The following is an 18,762-nucleotide window of genomic DNA, read 5'->3' as shown; positions in this document are numbered from 1 at the left end:
TTCTTAAAGCACCTAATCCTTTAAAGTTCTTTCACTCGACCTTTAGTCTTCCATATCATCATCAAACCCCATCACCTCTTCTGCCAAGTCTGCAAAATCATCTGCACTATCATCGATTGCCTGTTCATATTTCTCTTTGTCCCAAACTTCAATGATATTAACTGCTGAAGACAACACCAGCTCTTTGGTAATCCCAGCAAAATTGATCAGATCTTTGGGTATCAGCAATCGACCAGCACTATCGATTTCGACTACTTTTACTCCTGCAGTAAACCTCCTGATAAAGTCATTATTTTTTTCTTGAAGCGATTTAGCTTATTGATTTTTTGCATTAAAAGATCCCATTCCTCCATAGGATACAACTCCAAACACGGCTGAAACACAGACCTTTTCAAAACAAAACCCTCTTGCAACACAGGCGAAAGCTGCTTCTTGAAAGCAACAGGCATCATAAGACGTCCCTTAGCGTCTGCCTTACATTCGTATGTGCCGATTAGGTTTACCACTTCAATCCCCTTAAACGTTTAATTATTCAAATATATTGAAAAATTTACCACTTTTTACCACAATTTACCACATTGTTAATAAGTTATTGCCAAAAACAGGGAATTCGGAAAGCTCAAAACTTTAATTTTTTGTTTATCAGCCCACTAACAAAAAGTCAAGTAAATCTTGGATTCCTCATGCATAAGACCCAAATAATGCATGAAAAAAAGAATTGTAAAAATTCATTCTGTAGTATTGATAAAAAATCTCCAAACTAATTATGAAAATGCTATATTTGCTTTAATTCTTGTAAGAAGTATTAATGAAGAACGAATTAAAAAAAGACGGAAAATTTAGTTATCTGGATTTAGGAGAAGGCACGCCAATAATCATTTTGCACGGCTTGATGGGAGGGCTAAGCAACTTTGAAGGTGTTGGTTCTTATTTCCCAAAAGAAGGATACAAAGTCTTAATTCCGGAACTTCCTGTTTACACTTTGTCGTTGATAAAAACTAAGGTGAGCACCTATGCGAAATACCTGAAAGATTTTATTGACCACCTGGGATATGGCAACAAAGAAGTTATTCTTTTAGGTAATTCTCTTGGCGGTCATATAGCACTTCTATGCACCAAAATGTATCCTGAAAAGGTTAAGGCATTGGTTATTACCGGAAGCTCTGGTCTTTATGAAAGTGCGATGGGTGAAAGCTACCCAAAACGAGGTGATTATGAATACATCAAAGCTAAAGCAGAAAATGTATTTTATGACCCTGCCATAGCCACCAAGGAAATTGTTGACGAGGTGTATGCCACAGTTAACGATCGAAATAAATTGATCCGAACTTTGGCAATTGCCAAAAGTGCAATACGCCATAATATGGCAAAAGATTTACCCAACATGCACACTCCCACCTGCATTATTTGGGGTAAAAATGACAATGTAACCCCTCCAGAAGTTGCCGATGATTTTAATCGTTTACTACCAGACTCTGATCTATATTGGATAGACAAATGTGGACATGCAGCAATGATGGAGCATCCAGATGAATTTAACCGATTACTTCACGATTGGTTAAAAGAACGAAAATTCTAATTCTAACCCTACAACCATGAAGATTAGCAGCGCTGAATTTGTGATAAGTAACAGCGATGTCGCTAAATGCCCAAAAGAAAAACTCCCTGAGTACGCATTTATCGGCAGATCGAACGTTGGAAAATCTTCGTTGATTAATATGCTTACTAACCGAAAAAGTTTAGCAAAAACTTCGGGAAGACCTGGCAAAACACAGTTGATCAATCATTTTATCATTAACAAAACTTGGTTTTTGGTAGATTTACCTGGTTATGGATATGCGCGCGTGTCCAAATCGGCAAAAAAAGTCTTTCAGAAATTCATTACTGCCTATTTCTCAAAAAGGACTCAATTAGTCAGCGCGTTTGTGTTAGTAGATTGCCGTCATGAACCCCAAAAAATAGATTTGGAATTCATGCAGTGGTTAGGAGAAAATCAGATACCGTTTTCTATCATCTTTACTAAGGCCGATAAACTATCAAAAAACAAGCTGCCTGTACAGATCAACAACTATGTCCAGACCATGCTGCAATACTGGGAAGAAATGCCCAATTACTTCATTACTTCATCATCTTCAGGAATGGGTAAAGATGAAGTACTAAATTATATTGATGACATCAACAATCAACTTAAGAATTCGCAATAGCCATATACCCTTCCAGTACTTCAATAAGCTCTTCTACCGAATTCAGTTGCTTTAAACGTATTGCATCCAAAACTACTTCTAGCTGTTCTTTATAACCACTATCCAGTATTATAGGGAACTCAAATCCTAAACCTTCACCATATTGTTTCAAAAACTCATCCCTATACATAAAAACAAACTGAAAATCAGTGCTGTTTTTGAAGGTTGCCCAAACTTTTCTTTCCGAAAAATTACCATGCGTGAGTGTGCAGAGATCACAATTATAAGTAGCTGGGCTGATGATCTTATGCGCAATATCGAGAGATTTGCTCCACAAATCAGACTGAGCATTATAAACAAAAAGTAATGTCTTATTCAATGTTTTTATCGTATTAGTCTGACTAACCAGAAAAACATTTCGAACTACTGTTGTTTCAACTCTAATTTTTCTGCAAAATAATCACAAAAGTCTTTCATGGTTGCTGCCATTTTCTCGTCTTGTGTAGCTCTGAAAAAAGTATCACTCATAGACACTAGAGTTTGATGAAAAAACACCTTCATCTCGTCTACCGGCATATCTTTGGTCCATAAATCTATTCTAAGGCTTTCTTGGTTTGCACTATCCCAAACCGACAGCAATACCGCCTTTGTTTCTTCATTTTCTACTCCTCCATCCTTAGCTGTCCAATGCAACTTTTCTGGAATACGATTCTCATCTAATTCTACATCTATCTTTATTTCTGAAGTATGTGCGCTCGCCATTATCGTGCTGGTTTATATTTTGAATTGTTAAAAATTGTTTCGGCATCTGCCAATAATAATTGGCGCAAAGATACATTGTTATTTTTCATATAGGAAGTAACAATTTGCCATCCTATAAATTGACCTACCTTATCTGGTGCTTCTTTATCGATTTCTTCTAAATAAAACTTGGAAAAAGGCCCTGGATACAAAAATCGAGGCATCAAACTACTATCTGTACTATACAACAATTGTTTATCTATAAAAAATCGCCAAATCGGCTCTTCGTTATCCCGAACCCAATTGAACTGTTCTTCGGTATACCCTAATTTTACCGCATCATCGGTTTCTGGAAGGAAAAGATTTTTGAGATACAATTCTTTCCCAAAAGAAATCATATTGGCCAAAAATGTTCTTTCACGAATGGGGCCCACTTGATTTTTGGCATATGCTCCCGCAACATCAGGTATAATTTGTTCGCGAATGAAATTTCTTTTCAGATATTTTTGGATCGCCTCATAGAAATGATGATCAGCTCCAAGATAAGTATCTAACGAAATAATCAATAAATCTTTGGAGATGACTACTTTGTTTCTATAATCCACATCAGAGGTTATAGTAACAATTCTAGGCACATTAATCTCTGGAAAATAAAATTTGATGTGTTGGAATAACGAATGAAGTTCATCTATTTCTTCGGTAAGATCAGGAAAAGCTTTTTCTACTTCTCTATTCACTTCTTGCTGAATCGTATCTTTTGACTTTTTTAACCAAATACTATCGGCATACTTTGCTGAAAATAAGAATGGGAAATCTCTTTTCAGGTCTGATAAATTTTCCTCATTTACATCTGCAAACAAACGATCAAATCGTTCTATCGTAATTTTAACTGGTACTTTTTCGATTTCTTTTTCGATCTTACTTTCTTTATCACAAGAGAATAAAACACAAAATACGAGGGCACATTTTAAAAATTTTAAACTTTTCATAACCGAATTCAGAGAACTTTTCAAATAATTTCCATTCCTGTAGAACACCATCTTTTTTTATTAATTTTATGACCGCAAAGGTAATATATCGATTTACAATCTATGCATTATAGTTTATCCCTATTTTTAACCTTTTCGAACTCTAATTTATTAACACGAATTTTCTTTATTAATTACATTTCAAATAAAAGACTAAGATATGCAAACAGAAAAAGTAATTGATCACATTACAAACTGGCTAAAAGAATATGCTAACAATGCTAATATTACAGGATTCGTTGTTGGTGTTAGTGGAGGTATTGATAGTGCCGTTACTTCTTCTCTATGTGCAAGAACTGGTTTGAAAACTCTATGCGTCGAAATGCCAATACACCAAGCGCAAAGTCAGGTAACCAGAGCTCAGGAACATATTGCTCAATTAAAGGAAAGATTTCCTAATGTATCCGATGCAAGAGTTGATCTAACTCCAGTATTTGAAGAACTAAAATCTGTAGTCCCTGAGGTTGAGCCCAGTGCACAGCTTGATTTGTCTCTTGCCAACACCAGAGCACGTCTACGAATGACCACACTGTATTATTTTGCAGGTTTGCACAAATACCTGGTAGCGGGAACCGGTAATAAAGTAGAAGATTTTGGGGTTGGTTTTTACACAAAGTATGGGGATGGAGGCGTTGACCTTGGTCCAATTGCCGATTTGTTAAAGAGTGAAGTATATCAAATAGGAAAGGCTCTTGGCGTACCTGAATCTATACAGGTTGCAGCACCTACTGATGGGTTATTTGGTGACAGTCGCAGTGACGAAGATCAAATTGGAGCCTCTTATGATGAATTGGAATGGGCGATGAAAATGAAAGATGAAGGAAAGAAAATGGAAGATTTTGACGGAAGAGAACAAGAAGTATTTAAGATTTTTACTCGATTAAATACCGTAAATCAGCATAAAATGAATCCCATACCTGTCTGTAAAATACCCGTTAATCTATTATAATCAACACTTTGTCGATAAATGAATAAAAAAAGTTTACGAGGGCTAGTTCTTAGTAATTTTGCAGTAAGATTAAGAATATTACCCCTAGCCTGAGAATGTTAAACTCTTAAAATTAAAATAACATTAACAATCGTAAACAAGAATGACAACCGTACTAATCGCTGATCATCACCCAATTACTAGGAAGGGGATCGTTTCTTTATTTCGCAATTCGGAAGATTATGAGATCATTGGCAAAGTGAGCAATGGAAACGAAATGTATGATGTGTTGAAGTCTAACACCCCAGATGTACTTATCATGGAGTTGGACCTTCCGCAGATCAACGGAATTATGGCCCTAAGAACCATCAAAAAAGAATTTACAGGAATAAAAGTAATTATTTTTAGCTCACATCCAGAAGAAATGTATGCGTTGAGTGCCATTAAAGCGGGCGCCTCTGCATATCTCTCTAAAACCGTTCCGACCAAGACGTTAAAAAAGGCTATCGAGCGTGTTGCCCGAGGAGGAATTTATCTTAATGATAACTTAACCCAGCAACTTGCCAATGGTAACGCCAATGAAAACAACATGGTTGTGAAATATAAAAAACTATCCTCGAGAGAAATTGAAGTCCTCAATCTTTTATCATCTGGTAAAAGAAATAAGGATATTGCCACAACACTATCTATCAACGAAAAAACAGTAAGCACGTACAAAACACGGCTATTAAAAAAGTTGAAAGTAGATAATCTTGCTGATTTAATTCATCAGTCGAGACTGTTACATATAAGTTAAATTACCCTGTTTAACTTATCAGATAATATTTTTCTAAGATAAAGGTAATCACTGATATCCGAAAGGATATCATGGTTACCTTCGTTGTTTTCTGGACTATTTAAGGACTCTTTAAGCTCCTCTATTTTTTTCCTACCAGATGCCCTCTAAGATTGAGAATAATGTCGTTTACATATTGAGACACAGAGTGCTTTTTGAGCTTTACATGTATCTCTTTGTCATGCCAACGATCAATTTTATACTTCTCTTCATTCATCAATATCTCAGTAATTTCTGAAGCAATTTCTGGCGAAACTGTATTTACAAAAACATCTACCTTAAATTCTTCGGTTTGATGGAGTTGATTGATAATAGCTCCGTATATCTCTTGAAAATTATCGTGAGCAAATTCTATCTCATCTTCCTGAAGATCCAGGTATATCTTTTCAAAAACTTTGGCGGTATGTACTTCTGGCTCCATCACTAGCTCTCCATCTTCATTCTCCTTTAGCATCATATCTTCAAATTCTTCCTCTTGTGCGCCATATAGCAACAACACTCCGATAATACTTCTTTCCAACAAATGCTGCCTATCTACTTTTTGAGGTTTTTCGGTGGCAGGTTTTACTACCTCCATCGATTTTTGAGATTGCTTTTGTTGTTTCCGCTGGTCTTTGATATCTACATTACGGATCTGAGCCAAGGTATCAAAAAGCACCTCTTCAGAAATATCCATAATACGCGAACACTCTCTTACGTAAATTTCACGCTTAATTACATCAGGAATCTTAGAAATACTGGTCACCATATCCCGAATCAACTCCGCCTTCATTATAGGATCGTCCTTGGATTCCTGTTGCAATAAAGAGGCCTTAAAGCTGATAAAATCCTGAGCATTTTCTTCTAAATACGCAGTTAGCTCTTCCAAGGTGTTTTGCTTTGCAAAACTATCAGGATCTTCACCTTCTGGGAAACTGCATACTTTCACATTCATCCCCTGCTCCAAAATCAAATCAATCCCACGAATAGATGCTCTCATACCTGCCGCATCACTATCAAATAAAACGGTAATATTTTTGGTAAGTCGATTAATCAATCGAATCTGATCGGTTGTCAAGGCTGTTCCCGAAGAAGACACTACATTTTTGATCCCTGTTTGGTAAAACTGTATCACATCGGTATATCCTTCTACCAAATAACAATTATCTTCTTTGGCGATCGTCTGTTTGGCATGAGAAATACCATATAATATCTTACTCTTATGATAGATATCACTTTCTGGAGAATTGAGATATTTTGCCGCTTTCTTTTCATTAGACAAGATTCTCCCACCAAAACCCAGAACTCTCCCCGACATGGATTGGATAGGAAACATAACACGCCCTTTAAAACGGTCAAATTGCTTCTCTTCTTTTACAATGGTCAATCCTGTTTTTTCAAGATAATCCAAGTTATACCCTTTTTTAATAGCCTCTGCGGTAAATGCATCCCATGAGTTTGGAGAATACCCCAGGCTAAACTTTTTTATAGTATCCTCGGTAAAACCTCTCTCCTTGAAATAGGTAAGCCCTATTGCCTTACCTTCCTCTGTTTTGTGTAATGAATTTTGAAAGAATGTATTAGCAAATTCGCTTACCAAGAACATACTTTCTCTCTCGTCTGCTTGTTGTTTTTGTTCGTCGGTCTGCTCGGTCTCCTCTACTTCAATATTATACTTTTTGGCTAAATATTTAATAGCCTCAGGATAAGTAAAGTGCTCATGCTCCATCAAAAAAGCTACAACATTCCCTCCTTTACCACTCGAAAAATCTTTCCAGATTTGTTTTACCGGCGAAACCATAAAGGAAGGTGTTTTTTCTTCACTAAAAGGGCTGAGTCCCTTAAAATTACTCCCAGCCTTTTTTAATTGAACAAAATCTCCAATTACCTCCTCTACACGAGCAGCTTCAAATACAGCATCTACGGTGGTTTTATGGATCATGAAAGGGTCTCCTTTTTGTGTCCAACAAAAATAATATAATTCTTGAGACACCATTTAGATCCATACTAAAATAAAAAAACCTGGCAGCCGAAACTACCAGGTTTTTAAGTTGGTTAATTATTCTAAAATTACTCTATAGTGAATTTTCTTGTGATCATTACCTCAGGCCCCATAATTCTTGCGAAATACGTTCCTGCAGGGAAAGAACTTACGTTAATCTGTGCTTCAACACCTTGGTACACTCTTTGTCCGAACATTGAGAAGATCTCAACATTTTCTAAAGGTATTTTACCAACCGAAATATTTAAGATACTACTTGCTGGAACTGGATATATTGAAAACAACTTCTCATTAGCATCAAGATCAGATAATGGATATGTGTCTACAGATCTTGCTCCACCTTCTACACAGAATGTAGTCGCTTCAGAACTAGTAAACTCTCCTCCGGTAACAATTGTACCTGCACTGCTTGATAATGCATAAGAACCGCTACCAAATCCACAGCAGATTCCATCACCGAAAGAATCAAAGATTGTAAACGTATAATCTCCATCAGCTAATCCACTGATCGTTTCAGTTACTGTAGAACCATCAGGGTTTGCAGTAGAATAGCTTTCTGATGCTACAACAGCACCACTAGAGTCTGTAACCTCCCAAGATGTTTCTTGTGGGAAATTATCGAAAGTAATGCTCAATGTTAAGTCTCCAGATACACAACCGCTACCAGATCCACCATCAGTAATAAGCGAAATATCGTCAATTGCAGCATCTGCTCTCCAGGTTGTTCCTGTTAAACGGTTGAATCGTAATTGAACTCCTGTACCTAAATATGCTGCAAGATCTACTGTAGCTGTCTGCCAAGAATTCCCTTGGTTTCCGCTTCTGCTCCAGATACTTGTCCAAGTTGCACCTTCGTCATTACTAGCTTCAAGATCTAATGATCCAAATCCGTTAGCTCCAAACATATGATATTTGAAAGAGAATGTAGCTTCTGTAGCTGGTCCTAGATCAATACATGGAGATGTAATGATCGCACGTTTGTTAGGATACCCTATTCCGTTTCCAGAAGCTTCAACATATAAGTAGAATGAACCTTCTACTGCGCTAGCTGGCCCTGTATTTCTAGATGGAGTCCCATTTGCGTCTCTTATCCAGTCAAGATCATCTCCGCTATCCTGAGTCCATGCTCCTATACCAGTTTCAAATCCTTCTCCATAAGGAGTACTAACTCCATTTAAACACCCTGTAGCTTCTGGTGTAGTCACACGAAGTGGGCTACTTACATCAGATTCGTTACCAGCTGCATCTCTAGCCAATACTGTAAATTCGTATGTTGTTTGCGGAGTTAATCCTGAAACGGTAGCTGTTGTTCCAGCCACTGTAGCTACTACTACTCCGTCTTGTAAAACATCATATTCTGTAACTCCAACATTATCTGTAGAAGCATCCCAGCTTAACGTAACCTGATTTGCAGCCAAATTAGAAGACGTTAAGTTAGCTGGTATAGAAGGCGCCTCTACATCTGGGTCTGCAGTAGTTACTGTTAATGTAGCACTTGCAGGTGACTCATTCCCGGCAGCATCTTTCGCAATTACAGAGAAATCATAAGAGGTACTTGCAGTTAATCCAGAAACATCAAAGTTTGTTGTTGCAGAAGAACCGATTACAGCTCCATCCTGATATACATCATAAGAAGTAACACCGATATTATCTGTAGAAGCATCCCAACTTAAAGTAAGTGAAGATTCTGTTACTGAAGAAGCTGCTAAATTAGTAGGAGCAGTTGGTGCCTCAGTATCCGGAGTATCAGGCTCTATTTTGAATGCCACCACGTGACTTCTTCTTACGTTTGGAGCTGGTCCTTTCATATACTCACTGATATGCCAGAATGTTAAGTCATCGGTTGGATCGATTGTAATTTGACCGTAATCTCCGTAACGTCCATCTCCTCTGTTATTTTGAGCATCTCCATCTGCAGAAACTTGCTCGGCAGCTGTCATTGTTCCTAGTGGATCGCTAGCTAATCTACCTGTAAACCTTAAAGAAGTAAATACAGTGCTACTTACAACTGTATATGCTAATCCTATATTTCCTTGAGCATCTTGTGCGATACTTCCACAAAAAGCACTTAGACCATCTGGCTGTACATATGTTCCTTCTTGGAAAATAGTCCATGGCTGCCCATCTCCAGTTTGTCTTAACTCGTACCAACGGATACCTGCTAAACTATCTGTACCATCTAAATCCACTACAAAGTTCAATACGATAGAGTTGTGTGTACCAAAACGTCTGTAGTTTGTCATATACATCATAGTTGCCTGTAATGCATCAATATCTGGCCCATTACCTGGCTCATCTAAGTTTTGGAATGATCCACCATCAAATACACTATCAAATGGTGTAGTTGTAATCTCTTGAGGTTGAGAAATAGTAGAACTTGCAGGGTTTGTCCAATCTACATTAGTTGTCCATACTTTGATATGGTCTTGAGAGATTCCAGTCCAGCTATCATCCTGTAAATACAAAATAGAATGACCCACTCCTACCGGAGGTAAATTAGGTCCTGTAGAGTGAGATCCACCTGGGCTATAGAATCCATTAGTTTCTGCTCCTGGAAGAGGGAAACCAATTAATCCGGCACTTGCATCTCCTACTAACATTTTATCTCTTTCTACCGCAAATACCACATCATTACCACTTGGGTTATTCTGATCCTTGTTTGCAGTGATATAGTATCCATCGCTCCAGATTGATAATTTTTCATAATCTGGGAATGAACCTGTATTAAATCGGTAAGTAAACCATCCGTCGTTAACCGGATCTGGTCCTTGCCCTACAGCAATCAAGAATCCATTTGGAGTATTACTAAATTGCATGATAATAAAGCGATCTGCATAATTATCATATACTACAATAGGATCTCCCAGCGTTTCTCCCGGAAAGATAGTTCCTAATGAAGCCTCTGGCACAAGTACATTTCCTGCTCTATCCAAAATACCAAAACCAGAGTTGAATGCATATACATAATGGTTTGGTCCAATGGCACCAGTTGCATCATTCAATACAGTTCCGATATGAGCATCAAAGGATGCCAAAGGAGAAGTGGTAGCCATTTTTGTTGCATTTTTTTGCTTGGCTACAAGAGGGTCTACACCACCTGCAGGTTGAAATCCTTTACCAGGTACAAAGGTATTACTACCTCTTCTTTTTGGAGGGGCAACATGCTCCAACCCTGCTGCTGAAATTACGTTATCCATTTCTGCGATAGCAGGAATACTTCTTACGTAGGCCGCTTTACCAACAGAACTGGCTTTCATCGGGGCTCCTTTTTGAGCAAATAGCCCAAAACTACATAAAGTAAATAGTGTTACATAAAAGAGTTTTGTTTTCATGTGTGTGAAATTTGATTAATTGTTTGTGTGAATTATAATTAGTATAAAATGATTTAAATGAGTGCAATTTTGAAGATTTGTTTTTAGGTTGAATAAAAGATAAAACTCGTTTATAATTATCGTGAAGAATTACTTCGATTATGACATTGTTAAATATAGAATAATTCACTTAGAAACAAAAAAATAAGATGTCATAAAATACTTACAATCAAATAATTGTGCTAAAACCGTACTCTTAATGAGGCTTTATTTTCGAATTTACATATATAACAGAATGATATATATTAGTATATTATTTAACAAATACTTTTTCGCAAACAAGAACTAACTTAACAAATCTTTGGGAAGCCCCGAATTGGCAATATGTAAGAAAAATACTTCTAACAAAAAAAGAAAAGAGTGGCCTCAAAAAAACCACTCTTTCCCCGTGAGAACATTTGCTAATGTCTAATAACTATTTTAAAAATATTTTAAAGATTTGATTTCACTCGTTTCTAACTACTAAGATAGTTCATCGATAATATTAATCGATTAAAGGTCAAATCGCAATCCAAGAGACACATTATTTTGCTCAATTTCAGCGTTTCTGAAAACTGGAGAGATATCATATTTCAAATAAAAAGACATATCTCCAAAACCCAAATACGAACTTACTCCATAAATCAAATCACTGGTATTATAATCTCTTTTAATCTTGTCTTTTACCTTATCGCCATTTTCTTTGAATTTCAGTTTTTGACGCGTACTTATATTGGCTCCTACGTATCCTCCAATTCCGATTCTAAATTTTCGAGCGGTATAATATCTAATGCTTTTTTCGGTTTCTTTTACCCTCGAAGGACCAAACTCGAAATGCACAGGCACCACAATATTATCCATTCTAAATTTGGATTTGTCAAGCTCTACCGGGAACTCTTCCAAATTCGTTTGATTGCCATTTTCTACAAAATATCGGTTTCCTGTAGGTTTTAACCCATTTGACACATAGGAGATACCATATTTAAATCTTAGGAAATTAGTATTCTTAAATACTCTTGTCTTCCAGGCCCAACCTAATTCAAAAAATCGACTACCTGCTATCCTATAGTCTAGATCGTCTAACGACTGCCCTTCTGCAATAGCATTATTTAATCCGAAAGCTACCACCAGATCCGATGTGGTTCTTCTATCGTATTTTATTTCTTTCTCTTTTACGTTTTTAATCTGGATCCCAAACAAAATATCTCCATCTTCCAGATCTTTGGCTCCCAAACCTATCTCTAGTTTTTCGGCACCCGTTCCCAGGTATTCGTCTCCATTTCTCTCTAAAAGTGCGATTCGATTATCCAAAATAGCCAATCCATTTTCGATATTTAAGGCATGAGCCTTGGCCGCTTCTTCCTTTAATTCTTGGGCTTCTGCTTTGGTAATTTCGTTATCCTCTAATCGCCTGTTTATTGCTTCTACCTCTTCTTTAAGTGCCTCTTTTTCTGCAGTAATAATTTGCTCTTTTTGCTGTTTTAATCTTTCGATTTTAGTATTGTCTGAGGTTTCTTGTGCTCCCGAAAATTGGGCAATACATGTCATGGCTACGATTGTAGCTATAGTAACTAATGTCTTCATTTAAATTGATTTTGATATTCTGCACAATCCCTTTTCATCAAGGGATTATGCAGAACTTGATTGATGAATGATTCTTAATTTTCCCGTTCTGCTACAGCAGTTCTTACTTTCTTAAAACCAGTTTTAAGCGCTTCAAAAACTCGTTGTTTAAAAGTTTCATCGATTTCATCTTCTACATCTTGCAGAAGTGCCGATGCACTAACCGTATTAGATTTTAATATTCTTTGTGATGTTATTTCTCGTTGTGCGTTACGCAATAGCTGATTGATCTCCTCTTCGGTAACTTCGTTTTGATCTTTTTGTAGCTCATCTACCTGCGCTAATACATCTGCTATTTTTTCTTCTATCACATTGGCATCTACAGGTAAAATCTCTTTTTCATTTAAAGTCGCTGCTACAGCTTCTTTAGTATCAAATTGTTCGTTTAACTCGGTTTGATCAACTTTTTCAAAAGTATCTTTTACTTTATTGCTATTACTTTTGGTAGCCTCTGCTACTTTATTATCTACAGCAAGTTGTTTTTTTACAGAAATTGCTTCAGACTTTTCCTTTTCTATTATTACTGTTTCCTCTTTCTTTTCCTCTACCGGAATAATCTCCTTCTTCTCCTGCTCATCTAGTGTGATTTCTGTTTGGTCTTTTTTCAAAATCTCATCACTTCTATCTACGATTTCAATCCTATTAGGGTCTTCAGAAAGACTTCTATTTTTCCATACGGCTGTTACCACTAATACTCCTACAAAAACGGCAGCTATACTGTACCATAAGATTTTGTTATCTTTCTTTCTTTTCTTGGCTTCGTGTACATCTAATTGTGACGCTAACTTCTCCCAAGAATTTCCTGTAGGTTCTATAGCGCGTTCTTCGAGCTTCTCTCTTATGTTATCTTCAAATTTCAATGGCGCCATTACTTAATTTATTTTGTTGGTTTACTCTGTGCTGTAGCATTTTTCTTGCTTTAAACAATTGTGATTTCGATGTGTTTTCTGAAATCTCCAACATTTTTGCAATCTCGCTATGTTTGTACCCTTCTACAGCATACAATACAAACACCATTCTATATCCTTCTGGAAGACCATCGATCAACTCCTGAATCTGTTCTACTTCTAATTCTGTATTGATATTATTCCAGGACTCTTCTTTGTAATTTGGCATTTCTTCGGTAAAGAAAATTTTCTTTTCTTTTCTTAAAAATGAAATTGATTCGTTGACCATAATTCTGCGTACCCAACCTTCAAAACTTCCCTCGAACTTAAATTTATTCAGATTTAAGAATACTTTCAAAAAACCACCGAGCATAACATCCTCTGCAAACTGGATATCTTTAATATACCTCCTGCATACACTAAGCATCTTTGGCGCATACTTAGTGTATAACTGATGCTGTGCATCCCGCTGCTGATTGGCGGCTTTTTTGATAAGTTGCGTTTCGCTTTTATAAAATTGAATTACTTTCAACGTAAAGAGTGATTAATTTGATCTTCTATTAGCATAGACGTCAAAGAAAATAAAATGGTTGCCCATGTCATTATTATTTTTTGATAAATCACAAAAAAAATGCCAAAAGACCTTTATAAACTACTGATTAAAAGGTAAGTAAATTTTTAAAAAATATTTTATTTTTTTCGGTCAATTACGTAATTCACCATAAGCTCTAGTGAAGATCGGTAATCCGAATTTGGATATTCTGACAAAATGGACAAGGCTTGATCCTTAAAATCGTTCATGATTTTAATTGCGTATTCCAAGCCTCCACTTTCTTTTACAAAAGCGATTACCTCTTTTACTCGCCTTTTGTCTTTGTTGTGATTTTTTACAGAGTTAATCAGCCATTTTCTTTTATCCTTACTGCAATTGTTGAGCGTATAAATCAAAGGCAAAGTCATTTTTTGCTCTTTGATGTCGATCCCTGTGGGTTTTCCTATAGCGGCATCACCGTAATCAAAAAGATCGTCTTTTATCTGGAACGCCATTCCTATAAGTTCTCCAAATTTTCTCATCTTTTCGACATCTTCAGTTTCTGGAGCTACCGAACAAGCTCCTAAGCCACAGCAAGCAGCAACCAATGTGGCTGTTTTCTGGCGGATAATCTCATAGTAAATATCTTCGGTGATATCTAGTTTTCTTGCTTTTTCTATCTGTAGTAATTCTCCTTCACTCATCTCCCGTACTGCTACAGAAATAATTCGAAGTAAGTCAAAGTCTCCATAATCAATGGACAACAATAGTCCTTTGGACAACAAATAATCACCTACCAAAACCGCAATCTTGTTCTTCCATAACGCATTAATCGAGAAAAAGCCACGTCTGCGATTCGAATCATCCACCACATCATCATGTACTAAAGTAGCGGTATGAATTAATTCTATTACCGAAGCGCCGCGATAAGTTCTTTCGTTTACCTCTCCTCCAGAAACCAGTTTGGCCACCAAAAACACAAACATAGGTCGCATCTGTTTTCCTTTACGGTTTACGATGTAATGTGTAATACGATTAAGGAGCGCCACCTTTGAAGACATTGAATCTGAAAACTTTTTCTCGAAAAGTTCCATTTCATCAATAATAGGTAGCTTTATTTGCTCAACAACTTTCAACAGGAGGTATTATAATTCTACTAATAATTTGCTACGAAGATAGTATAATTTGTTTTTTGATAAACCCTAATAGTGTTAATAAAGAAAAATCAAGATTTGTTAGCCAATTGACCGCAAGCTGCATCGATATCTTTTCCCCTACTTCGACGAACATTTACTACAATCCCTTTACTTTCTAATGCAGAAATATATTGATCTATTGCGGCCGATGATGCCTGCTGAAATTCGCCATCATCAATAGGGTTATATTCTATTAAATTTACCTTGCAGGGTACGTAAGAGCAAAACCTAATTAATGCATCAATATCTTTTTTCTTGTCATTAATTCCTTTCCAAACTACATACTCGTAGGTAATTCTACTTTTTGTTTTGGCATACCAGTATTCTAACGCTTCTTTAAGGTCTGTGAGTGGAAAGGTCTCATTAAAAGGCATGATCGCCGTTCTTACATCATCTAAAGCCGAATGCAGAGAAACTGCCAACCTAAACTTCACCTCATCATCAGCCATTTTTTTGATCATCTTTGGCACTCCAGAGGTAGACAAGGTAATTCGCCTGGGAGACATTCCTAATCCCTCTGGTGATGTAATTTTATCGATCGCTTTAAGCACATTATTATAGTTCATCAGAGGCTCACCCATTCCCATAAATACAATATTAGATAACGGACGATTGTAGTACAATTTGCTTTCCTTATCAATGGCTACCACTTGATCATAAATCTCATCGGGGTTAAGGTTACGCATTCTTTTTAAACGTGCTGTTGCACAGAACTTACAATCCAGACTACACCCTACTTGAGAAGAAACACAAGCAGTAGTTCTTGTTGGAGTCGGAATAAGTACAGATTCTACAATCAAACCATCATGCAATCTTACTGCATTTTTTATAGTACCATCTGCACTGCGTTGCATTTGATCTACTCGAATATGATTGATCACAAAGTTCTCCTCCAACATGAGCCGCGTTGCTTTGGAGATATTGGTCATATCATCAAAACTATGAGCTCCTTTGTTCCAAAGCCATTCATATACCTGATTCCCACGAAAAGCTTTGTCCCCATGTTCCTCAAAAAAAGATCGCAATTGGTCTTTTGTATATGCTCGTATGTCTTTTTTCTTTACTGCCATCTTGCAAAAGTAAAAGATATTGTGCTACCGACACAAATATTATTGACAACAAAAAACCCTCAGTACAGTGCTGAGGGCTTCATTGTTTTCTCTATTTCTCGAGGAATTATTTCTTAGACTCCTTTATTCTTCTCCATTCATGTACTCCTCCACCACCTTTGTACTTTACATAAAGTACATCGCGCTTCTCTTCTTCTGTCCAAATTTGACAGTCGGCTTTTTCTCCGGTCCATACATTGGTATAAGTACCACCATCATATTTATCACCACTAAAGCGCAAGTTTTTAAGGATAGTCATTCCTTCTATCTTTTTGTTTTTGTCTTCTCCAGTACATTTGAAACAAACATCATCTCTTTCAGACTCTCTCATCATTTTTTCGACAGTACCAAAAACTTTACCGTCGATGATATACACCTGAACCACGCTTAAAGCAACTCCAGATTCTTTATCAATCATTCTCCATTTCCCTAATACAGGATTTGGTTTGTAGGCAGCCAATAGATTCTCTTTCAAATCATAATCTACAGGATTTTCACCTAACCAAATTTTAAACAATGCCGTTTTGAACTCCATATTGGTCATGGTACCTAGAATGGTTCTATTTCTGAAAACAGTTAATTTCCCACCTTTGGTATGTAATATTTTGATGATATCAAATTTCTTAACATCATTAGGAAGAAGTCCAATAAACTTACGAATTTGATCTTCTAATTTGAAGCTATTACCATTGGTAGCTACTTCGATTCCACCTCTGATTAATTTTTCAAGGCCTTTTTGATTCATAGAAGATAGCACTTTGATCGTAACCGCCATTTCTTTATCCTTTTCGGCTACTTTTACTCCATCTTCTGGTCCTTCTACTTCGAAGTCAAGATATAATCCAATCGCATATAATTTTTCTCGTTCTCCGGCTCCATTAAGCATCAATTCCGTTTCTCCGAATTTATCAGTATCATTAAAACGAACTACACCGACTTTTGTTTGGGCCAAAGAGCATACAACAGTAAAAAATGTAAGGCAACACAATACTTTTTTCATCATTATCTATTTAGGTTTTGTTCAAGGTTTTTTAACAGGAAAACAAAAAACGGTCCAATTCTATAAAAAGTACCCCGATATTCTGTATTCAATATGTTATTTTCGACAAAAAACACAAATCATCGACAAAGCGCAATATTTAATTACGGTAAAACCGTAAATTTTTGTCGCCGCGAAAATAACACTTTTTTTTCATAAAAACCACTTTAACACCTTAATTTTTAAGAATATAACAAAAAACCCTGCTCAAAATATCGTTAAACAGGGTTTTCCTCAATGCTTTGCTATTTTGATTACAAGATTAACATTGCATCTCCATAGGAATAAAACTTATATTTTTCTTTTACCGCTTCTTCATATGCTTCTTTTACAAAATCATGTCCTGCAAATGCAGAAACCATCATTAACAATGTAGATTTTGGCGTATGAAAATTAGTAATCATACTATTAGCAATACTGAAGTCATATGGCGGGAAGATAAACTTATTCGTCCATCCTCTAAACTCATTAAGTGTTTTCTCTGAAGAAACAGAACTCTCTAAAGCTCTCATCACCGTAGTTCCTACTGCACATATTCTTTGCTTATTAGCAATACCTGAATTGATCACATTGGTTGCCTGAGCAGTAATGAATGCTTCTTCGCTATCCATTTTATGTTTTGATAGATCCTCTACCTCTACCGGATTAAATGTACCTAAACCAACGTGTAAAGTAATTTCTGCAAAATCTACTCCTTTTATCTCTAAACGCTTCATCAAATGTTTAGAAAAGTGAAGTCCAGCAGTAGGGGCTGCTACAGCACCTTCATTTTTTGCATATATCGTTTGGTAACGTGTCTCATCCTCTGGCTCTGTATCTCTTTTGATGTATTTAGGAAGTGGTGTTTCTCCTAAATCTGTCAGTTTCTGTCTGAACTCATCGTAAGAACCGTCATACAAAAAACGTAACGTACGTCCTCTCGAAGTTGTATTATCAATTACCTCTGCTACTAGACTCTCGTCATCTCCAAAATAAAGTTTGTTTCCGATACGAATTTTTCTTGCCGGATCAACCAATACATCCCAAAGGCGAGTTTCAGAATTTAATTCTCGTAGTAAGAACACTTCAATTCTAGCTCCTGTTTTTTCTTTATTTCCATACAGTCTGGCAGGAAAAACTTTGGTATTATTTACTACCATTACATCATTAGGCTCGAAATAATCTATTAGATCTTTGAACTGTTTATGTTCGATGGTTTGATCCTTTCTGTTAAGAACCATAAGACGAGCTTCGTCTCTATTCTCTGCTGGATATTCGGCCAACAACTCCTGTGGAAGGTTAAAATTGAAATGCGATAACTTCATTAGATTTATTTTTTGAAGATGCAAAT

Annotated in this window: 15 protein-coding genes and 2 pseudogenes; 4 read left to right on the top strand and 13 right to left on the bottom strand. The window is 36.5% G+C overall.

Translation table 11 applies throughout. The annotated features are described in order from the left end of the window. Nucleotides 1-42: 42 nt before the first annotated feature. Nucleotides 43-506, bottom strand: a pseudogene (gene mraZ / locus AC0L3Q_RS04925) (division/cell wall cluster transcriptional repressor MraZ). A 302-nt stretch (nucleotides 507-808) separates the two neighbouring features. Here mraZ and AC0L3Q_RS04920 point away from each other — a divergent pair. Then, complete coding sequence (locus tag AC0L3Q_RS04920) at nucleotides 809-1,579, top strand: alpha/beta fold hydrolase (RefSeq protein ID WP_073315460.1); 771 nt, start codon at nucleotides 809-811, stop codon at nucleotides 1,577-1,579. Nucleotides 1,580-1,595: 16 nt separating this feature from the next. Next, nucleotides 1,596-2,204 carry a ribosome biogenesis GTP-binding protein YihA/YsxC gene (yihA, locus tag AC0L3Q_RS04915; RefSeq protein WP_473285562.1) on the top strand — a complete coding sequence of 203 codons (609 nt, stop codon included), beginning with the start codon at nucleotides 1,596-1,598 and terminating at the stop codon, nucleotides 2,202-2,204. Here yihA and AC0L3Q_RS04910 read toward each other — a convergent pair. From AC0L3Q_RS04910 to gldB, 3 genes are read right to left on the bottom strand one after another with little or no spacing between them, the layout of a single operon-like run. Then, complete coding sequence (locus AC0L3Q_RS04910) at nucleotides 2,188-2,562, bottom strand: GTPase (protein WP_473285561.1); 375 nt, start codon at nucleotides 2,560-2,562, stop codon at nucleotides 2,188-2,190. The genes yihA and AC0L3Q_RS04910 overlap by 17 nt on opposite strands. Before the next feature lie 44 nt (nucleotides 2,563-2,606). Then, a complete protein-coding gene (gldC, locus tag AC0L3Q_RS04905; RefSeq protein WP_473285560.1) occupies nucleotides 2,607-2,945 on the bottom strand; it encodes a gliding motility protein GldC in 339 nt (112 codons plus the stop codon). Then, a complete protein-coding gene (gldB, locus tag AC0L3Q_RS04900) occupies nucleotides 2,945-3,913 on the bottom strand; it encodes a gliding motility lipoprotein GldB (RefSeq protein WP_473285559.1) in 969 nt (322 codons plus the stop codon). The genes gldC and gldB overlap by 1 nt, the downstream gene beginning before the upstream one ends. Nucleotides 3,914-4,112: 199 nt before the next feature. On the opposite strand from gldB, the gene nadE reads away from it, so the two are divergent. Both nadE and AC0L3Q_RS04890 read left to right on the top strand, forming a co-directional pair. Beyond that, on the top strand, nucleotides 4,113-4,901 hold the full coding sequence (gene nadE / locus AC0L3Q_RS04895; RefSeq protein ID WP_473285558.1) for an NAD(+) synthase: 789 nt from the start codon (nucleotides 4,113-4,115) through the stop codon (nucleotides 4,899-4,901). A gap of 142 nt (nucleotides 4,902-5,043) precedes the next feature. Next, nucleotides 5,044-5,676 carry a response regulator gene (locus AC0L3Q_RS04890; protein ID WP_073315465.1) on the top strand — a complete coding sequence of 211 codons (633 nt, stop codon included), beginning with the start codon at nucleotides 5,044-5,046 and terminating at the stop codon, nucleotides 5,674-5,676. Here AC0L3Q_RS04890 and dnaG read toward each other — a convergent pair. The 9 genes and pseudogenes from dnaG to queA form a co-directional block, all read right to left on the bottom strand. Further along, nucleotides 5,673-7,636, bottom strand: a pseudogene (gene dnaG, locus AC0L3Q_RS04885) (DNA primase). The gene AC0L3Q_RS04890 and the pseudogene dnaG overlap by 4 nt on opposite strands. A 128-nt stretch (nucleotides 7,637-7,764) precedes the next feature. Next, a complete protein-coding gene (locus tag AC0L3Q_RS04880; protein ID WP_473285557.1) occupies nucleotides 7,765-11,028 on the bottom strand; it encodes a fibronectin type III domain-containing protein in 3,264 nt (1,087 codons plus the stop codon). Nucleotides 11,029-11,559: 531 nt separating this feature from the next. Then, entirely contained in the window at nucleotides 11,560-12,630 is a 1,071-nt protein-coding gene (locus tag AC0L3Q_RS04875; protein WP_473285556.1) for a coiled-coil domain-containing protein, read from the bottom strand. A 74-nt stretch (nucleotides 12,631-12,704) separates the two neighbouring features. Then, nucleotides 12,705-13,538, bottom strand: coding sequence for a hypothetical protein (locus tag AC0L3Q_RS04870; RefSeq protein ID WP_473285555.1), 834 nt, complete (start codon nucleotides 13,536-13,538; stop codon nucleotides 12,705-12,707). Then, entirely contained in the window at nucleotides 13,519-14,088 is a 570-nt protein-coding gene (locus AC0L3Q_RS04865) for an RNA polymerase sigma factor (protein WP_473285554.1), read from the bottom strand. Before AC0L3Q_RS04865 ends, AC0L3Q_RS04870 begins: the two co-directional genes overlap by 20 nt. A gap of 158 nt (nucleotides 14,089-14,246) precedes the next feature. Beyond that, nucleotides 14,247-15,224 carry a polyprenyl synthetase family protein gene (locus AC0L3Q_RS04860; RefSeq protein WP_473285553.1) on the bottom strand — a complete coding sequence of 326 codons (978 nt, stop codon included), beginning with the start codon at nucleotides 15,222-15,224 and terminating at the stop codon, nucleotides 14,247-14,249. A gap of 89 nt (nucleotides 15,225-15,313) precedes the next feature. Beyond that, nucleotides 15,314-16,354: a dual-specificity RNA methyltransferase RlmN gene (rlmN, locus tag AC0L3Q_RS04855; protein WP_473285552.1), complete on the bottom strand. Its 1,041-nt coding sequence runs from the start codon at nucleotides 16,352-16,354 to the stop codon at nucleotides 15,314-15,316. Between the two features lie 106 nt (nucleotides 16,355-16,460). Continuing rightward, nucleotides 16,461-17,393, bottom strand: coding sequence for a chalcone isomerase family protein (locus tag AC0L3Q_RS04850; protein WP_473285551.1), 933 nt, complete (start codon nucleotides 17,391-17,393; stop codon nucleotides 16,461-16,463). Nucleotides 17,394-17,686: 293 nt separating this feature from the next. After that, nucleotides 17,687-18,736 carry a tRNA preQ1(34) S-adenosylmethionine ribosyltransferase-isomerase QueA gene (queA, locus tag AC0L3Q_RS04845; RefSeq protein WP_073315474.1) on the bottom strand — a complete coding sequence of 350 codons (1,050 nt, stop codon included), beginning with the start codon at nucleotides 18,734-18,736 and terminating at the stop codon, nucleotides 17,687-17,689. Nucleotides 18,737-18,762 lie beyond the last annotated feature (26 nt).

The organism is Aquimarina sp. KJ22-3, assembly GCF_055808215.1.
Note: the sequence above shows the minus strand (reverse complement) of the source record. Positions and strands in the feature narration are given on the sequence as shown.

Coding starts and splice junctions, on each gene's coding strand:
- AC0L3Q_RS04920 (WP_073315460.1), top strand. CDS start 809: ATGAAGAACGAATTAAAAAAAGACGGAAAATTTAGTTATCTGGATTTA.
- yihA (WP_473285562.1), top strand. CDS start 1,596: ATGAAGATTAGCAGCGCTGAATTTGTGATAAGTAACAGCGATGTCGCT.
- gldC (WP_473285560.1), bottom strand. CDS start 2,945: ATGGCGAGCGCACATACTTCAGAAATAAAGATAGATGTAGAATTAGAT.
- gldB (WP_473285559.1), bottom strand. CDS start 3,913: ATGAAAAGTTTAAAATTTTTAAAATGTGCCCTCGTATTTTGTGTTTTA.
- nadE (WP_473285558.1), top strand. CDS start 4,113: ATGCAAACAGAAAAAGTAATTGATCACATTACAAACTGGCTAAAAGAA.
- AC0L3Q_RS04890 (WP_073315465.1), top strand. CDS start 5,044: ATGACAACCGTACTAATCGCTGATCATCACCCAATTACTAGGAAGGGG.
- AC0L3Q_RS04880 (WP_473285557.1), bottom strand. CDS start 11,028: ATGAAAACAAAACTCTTTTATGTAACACTATTTACTTTATGTAGTTTT.
- AC0L3Q_RS04875 (WP_473285556.1), bottom strand. CDS start 12,630: ATGAAGACATTAGTTACTATAGCTACAATCGTAGCCATGACATGTATT.
- AC0L3Q_RS04870 (WP_473285555.1), bottom strand. CDS start 13,538: ATGGCGCCATTGAAATTTGAAGATAACATAAGAGAGAAGCTCGAAGAA.
- rlmN (WP_473285552.1), bottom strand. CDS start 16,354: ATGGCAGTAAAGAAAAAAGACATACGAGCATATACAAAAGACCAATTG.
- AC0L3Q_RS04850 (WP_473285551.1), bottom strand. CDS start 17,393: ATGAAAAAAGTATTGTGTTGCCTTACATTTTTTACTGTTGTATGCTCT.
- queA (WP_073315474.1), bottom strand. CDS start 18,736: ATGAAGTTATCGCATTTCAATTTTAACCTTCCACAGGAGTTGTTGGCC.